The organism is Barnesiella propionica (genome assembly GCF_025567045.1).
GTDB lineage: Bacteria > Bacteroidota > Bacteroidia > Bacteroidales > Barnesiellaceae > Barnesiella_B > Barnesiella_B propionica.
Map to the genome: position 1 here is coordinate 142686 of NZ_JAOQJK010000007.1, position 12616 is coordinate 155301.

At 39.7% G+C, this 12616-nt stretch carries 12 protein-coding genes; all 12 read right to left on the minus strand.

Annotation, left to right across the window (positions count from 1 at the left end):
- Positions 1-38 precede the first annotated feature (38 nt).
- Complete coding sequence (locus OCV73_RS10750; protein WP_147552072.1) at positions 39-545, minus strand: hypothetical protein; 507 nt, start codon at positions 543-545, stop codon at positions 39-41.
- Between the two features lie 2 nt (positions 546-547).
- Positions 548-1054, minus strand: a complete 507-nt coding sequence (locus OCV73_RS10755; RefSeq protein WP_147552074.1) for a hypothetical protein — start codon at positions 1052-1054, stop codon at positions 548-550.
- 2 nt (positions 1055-1056) lie between these two features.
- A complete protein-coding gene (locus OCV73_RS10760) occupies positions 1057-1563 on the minus strand; it encodes a hypothetical protein (protein WP_147552076.1) in 507 nt (168 codons plus the stop codon).
- 114 nt (positions 1564-1677) lie between these two features.
- Entirely contained in the window at positions 1678-2238 is a 561-nt protein-coding gene (locus OCV73_RS10765; protein WP_147552078.1) for a hypothetical protein, read from the minus strand.
- A 7-nt stretch (positions 2239-2245) separates the two neighbouring features.
- A complete protein-coding gene (locus tag OCV73_RS10770) occupies positions 2246-2863 on the minus strand; it encodes a hypothetical protein (protein ID WP_147552080.1) in 618 nt (205 codons plus the stop codon).
- Positions 2864-2996: 133 nt separating this feature from the next.
- Positions 2997-3506: a hypothetical protein gene (locus tag OCV73_RS10775; protein WP_147552082.1), complete on the minus strand. Its 510-nt coding sequence runs from the start codon at positions 3504-3506 to the stop codon at positions 2997-2999.
- Positions 3507-3508: 2 nt separating this feature from the next.
- Entirely contained in the window at positions 3509-4015 is a 507-nt protein-coding gene (locus OCV73_RS10780; RefSeq protein ID WP_147552084.1) for a hypothetical protein, read from the minus strand.
- A gap of 12 nt (positions 4016-4027) precedes the next feature.
- Positions 4028-4279: a hypothetical protein gene (locus OCV73_RS10785; RefSeq protein ID WP_147552086.1), complete on the minus strand. Its 252-nt coding sequence runs from the start codon at positions 4277-4279 to the stop codon at positions 4028-4030.
- A gap of 262 nt (positions 4280-4541) precedes the next feature.
- Positions 4542-4769: an SMI1/KNR4 family protein gene (locus OCV73_RS10790; protein ID WP_394802961.1), complete on the minus strand. Its 228-nt coding sequence runs from the start codon at positions 4767-4769 to the stop codon at positions 4542-4544.
- Positions 4770-5237: 468 nt separating this feature from the next.
- Positions 5238-5618 (minus strand): hypothetical protein, encoded by a 381-nt coding sequence (locus tag OCV73_RS10795; protein ID WP_147552089.1) that lies wholly within the window; start codon positions 5616-5618, stop codon positions 5238-5240.
- 2 nt (positions 5619-5620) lie between these two features.
- Positions 5621-8974, minus strand: a complete 3354-nt coding sequence (locus OCV73_RS10800; RefSeq protein ID WP_147552091.1) for a DUF6443 domain-containing protein — start codon at positions 8972-8974, stop codon at positions 5621-5623.
- A 14-nt stretch (positions 8975-8988) separates the two neighbouring features.
- Positions 8989-12609, minus strand: coding sequence for an RHS repeat domain-containing protein (locus tag OCV73_RS10805; RefSeq protein ID WP_147552092.1), 3621 nt, complete (start codon positions 12607-12609; stop codon positions 8989-8991).
- Positions 12610-12616 lie beyond the last annotated feature (7 nt).

Genomic DNA, 12616 nt, shown 5'->3' on the forward strand with positions numbered 1-12616 from the left:
TTCGGGCAGCGCATAAAAATTTACCTGTGAGCTCATAATTATAATCCTAATTTGATGTGATCTAGTTTATGGTTCTCATATTGTTCTACAAAAAGTCTTGTAGCATAATCGGCTTGTCTCGTCTTGTATTTGACCAGGAAATTTTTTTTAAAATCCCTGAAAAGTTTCGCCGCCCATTTAAGGAAATCCTCATCGAAGTCTACCCATTGCCCGGCTTTATTGAAATCCCCTTTTTGATAATATAAACGGCATTGCATTAATTCTTGTTCAAGAATCCAGGGTAAGCTGAATTCAACGGCTTGATTACCAAATGATTCTAAAAAAAAGCAGTTTAATTCACTTATATATTTATATTTTATTTCAGGCAACCATTTTTTTAATAATAAATATACTTGTCTATTATCCGAATCGTTAATGTCCAAAAAAGGAATCGGGTTGATATTCTTTGTGCGTTCTTCAATAACTAATATCTCTCTTTCTTCCAACCATTGTTTGAATGCCGGTCTGTCTTCGGGCAGCGCATAAAAATTTACCTGTGAGCTCATAATTATAATCCTAATTCGATGTGATCTAGTTTATGGTTCTCATATTGTTCTACAAAAAGTCTTGTAGCATAATCGGCTTGTCTCGTCTCGTATTTGACCAGGAAATTTTTTTTAAAATCCCTGAAAAGTTTCGCCGCCCATTTAAGGAAATCCTCATCGAAGTCTACCCATTCTCCTGTTTCAATAAAAAATCCTTTTTTATAATATAAACGGCATCGCATTAATTTGTCTCCCAAAAAATGAGGTAAGCTGAATTCAACGGTTTGATTACCAAATGATTCTAAAAAAAAACAGTTTGATTTACTTGTATATTCATATTTTATTTCAGGCAACCATTTTTTTAATAAAAGATATACTTGCCAATTATCCGAATCGTTAATGTCGCAAAAAGGAATCGGATTGATATTCTTTGTACGGCTTCCAATAACTAATATCTCTCTTTCTTCCAACCATTGTTTGAATGCCGGTCTGTCTTCGGGCAGTGCATAAAAATTTACCTGTGAGCTCATAATTATAATCCTAATTCGATGTGATCTAGTTTATGGTTCTCATATTGTTCTATAAAAAGTCTTGTAGCATAATCGGATTGCCTTGTCTCGTATTTGACCAGGAAATTTTTTTTAAAATCCCTGAAAAGTTTCGCCGCCCATTTAAGGAAATCCTCATCGAAATCTACCCATTGCCCGGCTTTATTGAAATCCCCTTTTTGATAATATAGACGGCATTGCATTAATTCATCTCCCAAAAAATGAGGTAGGTTGAATTCAACGGTTTGATTACCATAGTTTTTTAAGAAAAAACAATTTAAATCTTTTTCATATCGAAAATGTAAAACGGGTAGCCATTTTTTTAATAAAAGATGTACTTGCCAATTTTCTTCATCGGCTATGTCCAAAAAAGGAATCGGGTTGATATTCTTTGTACGGCTTCCAATAACTAATATCTCTCTTTCTTCCAACCATTGTTTGAATGCCGGTCTGTCTTCGGGCAGCGCATAAAAATTTACCTGTGAGCTCATAATCTTAAAAATTTATTTGTTATAGGGAACGAATTCCACTTTTACGTTTTTTACTTCCTGTTCTATGTCTTTTATGGCATCTCTTTCCCTGATTACAGGGGTGCCGTTCTTGTTTTATTCTTTTCTTATATATACGCAGTAATTATCCTTATACGTATTGATATATTTATGTATATTAAAATCTTTGTCGTAAAAAAAGATTTCTTTATAAGTTGTGTCAATAGTACTTTGTTTTACAGTTACATACTCTTCTCCTTGTTTCTTAATAATATAACGGCAGTCGGCGTAGGAATAAGTTCGTACAACCGGAAAAATTTCTCTTGCGGATTTATAAATAAAAGAAGTGTCATTTAAAAAGAATGTTGGAATGGAATCTATTTTGAGAAACTCCCCGAAATCATTATATCTATATCGCTTTTCCCATAAATTATTGCCAATTCTGAAATAAAGGCTTTCGTAAACTGTCATATTCGATATATGGGTTGAGATTAATATACTGTCTTGAGAAATTTTTTTAATAACTATGCTATCTCCGATCATTCTTTTTTCAGTAACATGAGAACTATCCGGTTCGTAATATAACACATAAGATGTTTCTTTGCTTAATTTGTTATTGCAAGATAGAGCAAATAGTCCTATCATGACAAAGAACAGAGTTTTGATATAAGTTTTCATAATATAATTATTTATACAAAATGTTTGCTTCTTTTTGTGCCTGTTCAAAAGCCTGTTTATAGTCTTTATCGATTGTCAGCAACTGCTCTTGTACGGATTTATATTTTAGATATCCTTTATGACCGGTATCTTTGTTCTTCAAAGCCTGGTGATCCTTATTTTGAGAGTTAACTTTTTTACCGTTAATTTGGTCCGCCACTTTATAACCATGGATTTGCATTTCGTGTGCAAGAGTTTCTCCTATCTCTGCTTTATAAGACGCATAAGAAACTACTTTAATAGTTACTGTAGCTGTTTTGCTTGTTTTATCTTTGCTGACTTCATAACTCCCTGTTCCTGATTCTGCAGGAACATTTGCTGTTTCACTGGAATATGAGTAATCCCAGATATTCAATGTATGATCATTTAATGCTCCATTTTCGGTAAATTTGTATCCTCCTACTACGTCTCCTTCTTTAGCAAATTGAGAGATAAAGGCTCGTCCTTCTTTTGTCTTCATATAGTCTGTCATCGCCTCTTCCGTTTTAGGAGAGAGTCCTGGCTGTGATATTAGTTTACTACTATTATTGGAATGAGTTACATTATATTGTCTAACAACTTTTCCGTCCATATCGACGAACTTCATAGGGTTATTCGCCACATAAGCGTAAGGCGACAGATGGTAATACTGTTCGCAAAGTGTGTCGATAGAGATAAAGCGGTTGTAAATCGAGTACCGGTATCATACCAATATAGCTTGTTTTTAATATTCTGGATACTTAAAGTAAAAATTCCACCTTACCCAATTCATGGTTTTCGAATTTTCTAAGAAACTCCCGTGTCGCGTAATTCTTATAACCTCGATTCTCGAATCTTATAAGGAATTCTTTTTTAAAATCTCTGAAAAGTTTCGCCGCCCATTTAAGGAAATCCTCATCGAAATCTACCCATTGCCCGGCTTTATTGAAATCCCCTTTTTGATAATATAGACGGCATTGCATTAATTTATCTCCCAAAAAATGAGGTAGGTTGAATTCAACGGTTTGATTACCATAGTTTTTTAAGAAAAAACAATTTAAATCTTTTTCATATCGAAAATGTAAAACGGGTAGCCATTTTTTTAATAAAAGATGTACTTGCCAATTTTCTTCATCGGCTATGTCCAAAAAAGGAATCGGGTTGATATTCTTTGTACGGCTTCCAATAACTAATATCTCTCTTTCTTCCAACCATTGTTTGAATGCCGGTCTGTCTTCGGGCAGTGCATAAAAATTTATCTGTGAGCTCATAATTATAATCCTAATTTGATGTGATCTAGTTTATGGTTCTCATATTGTTCTACAAAAAGTCTTGTAGCATAATCGGCTTGTCTCGTCTTGTATTTGACCAGGAAATTTTTTTTAAAATCCCTGAAAAGTTTCGCCGCCCATTTAAGGAAATCCTCATCGAAATCTACCCATTGCCCAGCTTTATTGAAATCCCCTTTTTGATAATATAGACGGCATTGCATTAATTCTTGTTCAAGAATCCAGGGCAAGCTGAATTCAACGGCTTGATTACCAAATGATTCTAAAAAAAAGCAGTTTAATTCACTTATATATTTATATTTTATTTCAGGCAACCATTTTTTTAATAATAAATATACTTGTCTATTATCCGAATCGTTAATGTCCAAAAAAGGAATCGGGTTGATATTCTTTGTGCGTTTTCCAATAACTAATATCTCTCTTTCTTCCAACCATTGTTTGAATGCCGGTCTGTCTTCGGGCAGTGCATAAAAATTTACCTGTGAGCTCATAATCTTAAAAATTTATTTGTTATAGGGAACGAATTCCACTTTTACGTTTTTTACTTCCTGTTCTATGTCTTTTATGGCATCTCTTTCCCTTATTACAGGTGTGCCGTTCTTGTTCTCTTTACCTACTTGTATATACCGTTCTTCTTTTGTTTCAGGGTGTTTACCGAAAACATCCACGAACCTTCCCCGTTTCTTTCCATTGGGTGTCTGAATGTATTTTTCATTGGTAACATCAAATCCTTTGTCTTTTAATTTTATTTCCATTTCTTTAATTTTCCCCTTGATGTTTCGGTCCTCTTTTTTCGAAATGATTGATAATGTTTATAATCGTTTTGAAACAACATTGATCTTATTAGTGTAATTGTATATTATAAGAATTTGGTTGGTGTATATCTCCGTCCTATTTTAAGCTTTCATCGTAATTGTAATTTTCCAAAGTCCAAGTAATAAAAATTTCTTGTATTAATTCTCCTAAAGAATGATAGATTATTTCAGGGGTACTTTTTGTATAATCACAATCCCATTCTCAAAATACAATATTATGATTGTGAAGATCAAAACAATAATGATTTCCATAACCATTTGGGCAGAATGGAACTAAGTGAAGAGGCATAGGATTATTTGCTTCAAAATGTTCAAATATACAGGTATTTTCTAGATTTATTTCTGTATATTTTTTATCTGTTAGAATATTATGAATTCCTAAAATAATATCTCCCATCATTGATAATCCATTTGTCTTGAATAAAAATATTTATAACTTCAAGAAATTCTAATTTATATTTCTTCTCAAAAAGACTAATGCCTTCTTTTTGGGCTGCGGGGAAATATGATATTATTTTATCAGAAAAGGACATTAGTTCCTCAAGTACCTTATTTATTAAGATGGTCTTTGTATTCATTTCTCCAATATTCTTTTTTTTGCTTTGTTAAACTCATTTCTGTCAATACCACTCGAATTTTTTATTAGGATGATTTACTTTATCGTTTCCCACCCTTCGATGATCCTTTTTATGCATTTCTTTAAAAAGAACATTTTAGTTCTGTCCATCATGGTGAATTTCAACAGTAGTACTATTTTTTTAAATGTTGGAGCATTACCAGTTTTTGAAGGTGGGACTAAAAGGTACCTATTTTTATGGATTCTGAGAAACGTTATCATATGAAAAATTAAATATCTGGCATAACTAAAATATTAGTTTATGTCATATAATCAAAATATTTACTCGATAATTTCAAAATAAAAATCAACACAATTGAATTTAATAAAACCTACAGGAGAAGAGTCAAATTTAAATTCTATTGTATATACATGTTCTTTTTTAATATATGAAAAGTTTGTTATTTCTATTTTTCCGATTGTATATGGATTTTTAAATTCAAAATCGAACCTTGCATTATGAACCAAAGAAAAGAAAAGTTTTGTTCTTATATTCATAAAATCGAAAGATTCAACTAAATCTTGTTGACCATTCCAATCTATTTCTATCTCTATGTTAACAGGATGGGTATTAGTATCTTCTATCCATTTTATTCCTTTAATACCAGACTCTTCCAGTACTATTTTATCAATTTCTTCATTTTTGTAAATGAGTTTTTTCATAATTATTTCGTTTTTATAGCAGTACCATTTTTAATTCTTTCAATTTCTTCATAAGTTGGAACATGGGTGTCTTTATTTGATATTCCGGTTTTAACCGTTCCATCTGGTAGTTTATTTGAGTATGATTTATGGGTATGACTAGTTCCGTGATTGATTTGAGTCTTTTTATCGAAATGTGTTTTATCCTGTAAAATATCGGTACGGCTGCCATCTGGATGAGTATATGATCCTTTTTGTGTAGTTTTTGTATCAATAATTTTGCCGTCAGTATCTCCAATGAATCTAGCTTTTTGGGAGTTTTGAGATGTTTTATTTATGGTTTTAGCAGTGTCGACCGCCTTGTCAGCACCTCTGAGTGCTTTAATCCCGGCACCGGCTCCTCCCGGTATTCCCGGTAAAGCCAGAGCCATGGCATCGGCCATTATTCCTATGCCATCGACAATAGCTCCCCCTATATTTTTAGTCTTGATATTATCTATCAGGCTGTTTACCCCTATGGAGAGACTGGTAAAGTCCCAGGCGGATTCAAACCATTTGCCGTTCCTGTCGGCAAACTTAAGCGGATTATTCGCCGCATAAGCGTAAGGCGACAGATGGTAATATTGTTCGCAAAGGGGGTCGATAGAGATAAAGCGGTTGTATAGCGGGTCTCTCCACCGCGCCCCGTTGTCGTAGAGGTGCAAGCCCAGTATGCTCTCGAACTCCATGTTCAGGTGCAGCCGGTTGTCTGTAGCAAGCGGTCCGTACAGGCTGGTGGGGATTCCCGACGGATAGTAGTCTGTCACCTGCTCGCGCGTCCCGTTCTCGTTCAGTATCATTACATTACTGCCCAGATGGTCGCGATAGTAATAGTGATATACATACGCCTTCGTCCCCTCGTCGTAGGTGATAAAGCCTCCGTCGAAACATATCCTGTCCAGAACAGAGAACGGTTTGTACGTGAAATTGTTTACGTAATGCAGCGATTCCGATCCTATGACGGGAGTTGTTTCCAGGCTGTCCTTTTCCAGTTCTCCCGGGAATTCCTGCAAGCTGTCTCTGTCCAGAACGGGACTGAGCAGGCGGGTGTTTCTCCAGGATTTCGAAACCGCCAGTTTTCGTCCGTCCGCCGCATAGCTGATACCGATGCGGTCATGTCCCCCGAAAGAGAATTCGGAAGGAAGATTCAACAGATTGAAAGATACGGACTGTATTCCTCTGGACAGATCTTTTATGCGATTCCCGTTGGCATCGTATGCCAGCCCCGGCATATAGACTCCCTGTGTAATCTGCGGTAGTTCCGACAGGTACCTGTCGTTTCCTTCGTCCCTCACCCAGTTTATCTGGTTCCCCTTGTAGGTGAATACGATGGCGTCTTCTCTGGAATCTTTCCAATGCCTGTTGATGCGGGTGATATTTCCGTTCAGGTCGTAAAAGAATTCTTCGTCGAAGTATGAAAAAACGCTTCTGGGATTGGTTAGTTCCGCCTTTGTCATCCGGTTGAGCCCATCGTACCGGTATGTCATCTGTTTGGTAACGGCCTGTGCTTTCCCTGAACTGTTTCGGGTAAAGCTGATTATGGTACTCGCTGTGATATTCCCGTTATAATATACCGGCCCGTCGCTGCAGAACGGGTTGGACGTATAGGCATTTACCTGCCAGAAGTGATTCCCTGCCCGTATGCTGTATATCCATCCTCTTATGTTGTAAGAGTAAGTTTCGGCCGCCAGATTTCCCGGTTTCCTCTGGCTGAGACGTCCCAGATTATCGTAGGTGAGGGAGGAGATCGTCCTCTCGGGTTGTCCGTCGATGGAATGTTTCGTTATCGTGGGTCTTCCCGCCCCGTCGTATTCGTAGGTGTATACTTCGGTATGGGATTGTTTTCCGGATGTCTGAGGGGCATTCCGGAGTATCATGGATGTTATGTTCTGCGTGTGTATCTTTTTTACGGGCTGTCCCCTGAAGTTATATTCCGTACTTTCGATATCCATTCCCCCCAGATGATTATTGGCGGCGGACTGTATCACTCTACCTTCGTAGTCGTAATAGAATACCGTTTTCAGGAACCCTCCGCTTTCGCTGTCCAGTATCCTGTCCCATTTTCCGGTGAGCATTCCCAGGTGTTCGCCGGTACTCCCGTCTGTTCCGTGGCGGGTATCCGGAATGCCTTCAGGTATATTATAAGCATAAGCGGTCCTGTCCGCCATAAGTTTTTTAAATGAATAACCGTCGTAAAAACTGACGGTGAGCAGTTGCACGCCGGTCAGGGAAATATCAGCCGGGAGCAGATATCCCGTACCCTGGAAGCTGTTTTCGCTTCCGTTCCATTCCGCATATACCGCTTTGCCGGCGATATCGGGTAACGTGGTGTTCCTGCATATTCCCGACAAGACCTGGCGGTTCATCCGGTCCGGAATATTAAAGGTCCATTCCCCCTTGGCGCGCTGATTTCCGTCCTGGGAAAAGACGGGATAGGACATTTTATCATATACTGTCTTTACCCAGTCGGTTCCCGGGAACCTTCTTTCCACACAACGTCCCAGCCCGTCGAACCGGTACACGTAGGCCGATTCCCGAAGGACTTCAAAGTCTGCATCCCAGCTACTGTTCGTCCTTAGCATATCCGAAGCCTTCGGAGACAGCACGAAAACCCGGTTTCCTTTTTTATCGTACACGTGGCAGGTGCTGGAGGCTGTCGTTCCGTTCATTTGCCGGAACATCACCAGCCGCCCCTGCTTGTCGGTAAAAGAGTAGGAGGGATTCCCGTCCTCGTCGGCGGAGAGGGTCACGTATAAAGTTCCCGGAGCATAATTCCCCTGTTTGTAGAGGACTCCGTTCTCTTCATAATAATAAGGAGCCGCCAGCTCCCCGGCCGAAGTATTCGTCAGGTATTCCGTCCTGCGGGCGTGGCCTCCGTTCACCCTCCAGTCTTTTCCCGGTCCGTATTCTTCCCGGGGGCGGTTAAGCATGGCATTTTCGTAGAATGTTTCGGAAAAGGGATGTGTTTCGTTCGGATAAACCCCCGACAGTACATTTTGTAAATGTTGTACGGTGACGAAATTTCCGTTATTTCCGCTTACCGGAGCCGGGTTCCATTCGCGGCAGGGCAGTCCACGCTCGTTATACTCGGTGTAGGTGATAAGGTCGGTGTTTCCTCCGGTAAAATTTTTCCGTACCGTTTCCCGCGGCATTCCCAACCCGTCGAAATACTGAATGGTGACGAGCGACTTGTTCTCATCGATGGCACTCTCCTCAGCAAAAGGCTGCAGGGGTTCTATGGCTTTGATGTAATTATGGCCCCTGTCCTGTCCTATAGCCTGGAATATGTACAGGATAGAAATATACAGGATGAGGGATCGTATATAAAACTGTTTCATAATATATTAAGCTGCTAAGGTTTAAGATTATATTCGTATTTTTTAATAAAGTAGGAATTATAATCCCTTATATTTTTAAGCCGTCCGTACGGATCGTATTCGTAAGTCGTGGTGATACCTCTTACATCGGTTTCGGAAATCGGCCCTATGGACGGATAATAAAGAAGAGTCGTCATTTCGTTTTCCGGTAATCTGTCCCGCAATTTGTTCAGCCAGTTCCCGATATCGGACAGGTAGAAAAGCCGGTTCCGGCTCGTTCCTATCGCCTCCAGTATGTTGTCTGTTTCCTGTGCGCTTTTTCTTTTGATCTCGGCGACCGGATGCGCTCCTTTATATGCCCAGAGGAAAGAGGCGAGTATTTCTCCTTTGTAAGATATCTGGGATATTTTGTTCTGGAAATACTGGTATTCGAATTCGGGGACATTGATAAATGCTGTTAAAGCATCGGAAGCGCGCGGCGTTTTTCCCAGGTCGAAACCCGATGCGGGAACGGGAGAGGAAATGTCGGCCGTATAAGTCCGGAGCAATAATAAGGTCTGCGGATCATAAACCATGCGTTTTGCCTCCACGATATATCCGTTGACGGTTCTTACTTCTGTTTCCACTTTATCGCAGAAAGAACCGTTCGCCGGCATCAGGTAGGAATAATAAACGACCTCATAGTTCCTGTCGGAGCGCTCCCGCTCTTCACTTAACGGAAGCTTCATAAGATATAAGTTATAGTCTCTTTCAAGGTTTTCATACGGATAGGTATAACGTACCGTATTGGTTATGGGGTTATCACCCCCTCTGTATTCCGTCTCCCTTTTCATTTTTAGCAGTTTTTTATAGGGCTGCAGCTTGAAGTTGGAAGAAAAATAATCCTTCGTAGGAGATTTTTTGACATTTATTACTTTGTCTTTTCCATTTTCGTCTTTTACAGTTTCTTCTACAATGACCCCCAATCCCGCTAACCGGAAATCGGCTGTTGCGAACATACCGGCCGAGAACCAGTGGGCTACCGGGTCTTCTTTAACGGAATATTCATATTCTACTGTTTTTACGATGGAGTCGGGTTGTTGCGGATCCCAGTATTCCTGTTTGACCAGATTTCCCCGTTTATGCGCATTTGACGTAAAGAAACGGTTGGCTGCGGGTTGCAGGGGATTTAAATAGAAAGTTCCGTTTTCTCCTTCGTCTTCCGTATCGCGCCCGCTATTAAAATAATGAGTTATACGGGGTAATGTCCGGAAATCTTTATTTCCGATATCCCCGTATACTTCGTCTACCTTTTGATATTCTATCTTGGGCTCTCCCTGTATTGTATTGTATAATCCTGAAGTGGATTGAGTGGCAAGCCTATAACAGACCTCGGGAACCTGCTCTCCCTCTACCGATAAAATCAGGGCGAAAGATTCTGAGAAATAATCGATGTAGGCGGGTAAATTGCCTCGGGAATATAGCCCGTCTTCGTAAATAAAATTTTTGGTGACGGTGCGGTCGAAGAAATTCGCATTTATTTTTTTAATCCGCAGGCCTCCACCCTGCTTCATATGCATTTTTTGAGGAGCTTTGATCTGTTTGATATATGAAATATGTATTTTTCCGTACAATATATAAGGGGAACATTCCCGGTTATAATCCTGTCGAAGCCTTTCGGGAAAATCGGCGTGCGGATTATGGAGTTCCAGTGTATAATATCCTCCTTCCTTAAGTTCGATATCAAATCCGTTCGGTTTCTTTTCAACGGCAGGTAAGTCTACATATACCCTGTTTGTTTCGATTCCGTTCTTTTTTATGGAAATAAAAGGAACATTAGAATTGTCATATGTGCCCGGTGCTGTAAAATTGTGGTCGTTCTTAAGTTCACATCCGTTTGTCGTTTTAATTTCATCAATATAAAGGTAATAATATTTACTTAAGTCTATAGATATTTTAGGCGTTTTTTCGGATTCGTCCACATGAATAGAAGAAGAAATAACATCGTTAGGGCCGAAATTTCCTAATCCGCATAATGTAGTGAGTATGGTATCGTACACGGCTTCAGTCATGTAAGGTTTTATAGGAGTAAACGATTCCGAAGAATAAGTGTGCGGTTCCCATGTGAAATGAACCGATCCTCCTGTCGGATAGGTAATGTCTGTGAGAGTCCCGTACAAAGGATATGAAGGGCTCGGTTCCCGGTTTGCCCCTTCTCCTTTACCTTGGTTATATCCCGGATGGCTGAATTTGGGAATATGGATTGTCGCAGGATATTCGTTGTTATATCCCCAATGGTCGATACCTGCCGAATAGTCTTTATACCAGGGCATATCGTGATTGCCGTAATAACCGAATTCGTATAATCGCTGCCGTCCGTTTCCATTTTCATCTAATGCTTCTTCGTCGATACGGTCGAGACAAAGGGCGAATTTAGTTTTGTTCTTAAATGACCGGAAATAGGAATAAGTGAAATTGTAGCGTTTGATATATTCTTCCTGCATATTCTGAACATAGAGTTTATCGAGCCGGGTATGGTCTTCCGGGATATCTTCCCGGGAGACGGTATTGTCGGTTATGAACGTCACGACGGCGTCTTCGGCAATAATCCGGTCCAGTCTTTTGGGCGACACGGAGATTTTTCGGTAGGGAATATTGTTGGTATTCAAATAGGATGAATAATAGTTATCATAATCAGGAACGCTGATATCGGCCCGGGTTCTGCTGGCGAAAACGCCCGACTCTATATCGTATTTCTTGTTTTCGGTATAAGTAAAACGGATAATATCGTTTTGGGGTGTTACTATTTTGCTTAAATGCCAGGAGGATACGTATTTAATAGTGTCATTCTGGATATCGGTTGGTCCTATATCCGGACTGCAACTTTTATAGGGATGATACGAATATTCCGGTTCATCAAAGTAATATAATATTCCTTTTTTATCGCGCATGGAAAAATAGGAAGGAAAACGGATGTCGACCAGTTCCACCGGGCTGTCGGTTTGCAGAACGGCATGGTGTTCATCTGTCAATATGAATACTCCGGAGTATCCCAGGAAGTTAAAACTGTACCTGTCCGGAGTCGCATCGAGATAGCCGCCTTCATACTCCTGATAAAAGCGGTTTTGCGGATGTAGTACGTTTAGGATATGGTCGGTGCTATGAAAGTTGGGCTCATAACTGTATTTTTTATTTTGAATAAATTCCAGCAATTCAAAATCTCTATTTGTCAGGCGATGGTATCCCCGGATTCTTATATCAAGCATTTCCGGGTTTGCGGGAGGGGCGCTGTTGCCTACATTAATGAGAACCTCATCCGGATATCCGCATACCGAGCGGGAAATACAACCGCCGGCGTTTAGTGCCCATCCCAGCCCAACGCGTCCGGATAATTCTGTTGCTTTGATGCCTCCACCGTGATAGCTGATAGATATAGGAACGGTCAGGTCGTTATATGTCAATTCGTACAACGGTATATTGATTTGTGGCAAACCGTAAAAATAGCTGACCGGAAATTCGGTATATTTGCATAAAGTGGACGCTTCGGGCGACGGAGGAAGTACACAAGGATACTGTCCTGCCGTGGGTTGAACAGTCGTTTCGGAAGCAGTTTCAGCCTGAAGACCGGTAGAGATACATATCTCTGTCAGAAAAAGAAGTAAAAATAGTTTTTTCATGAAAAAT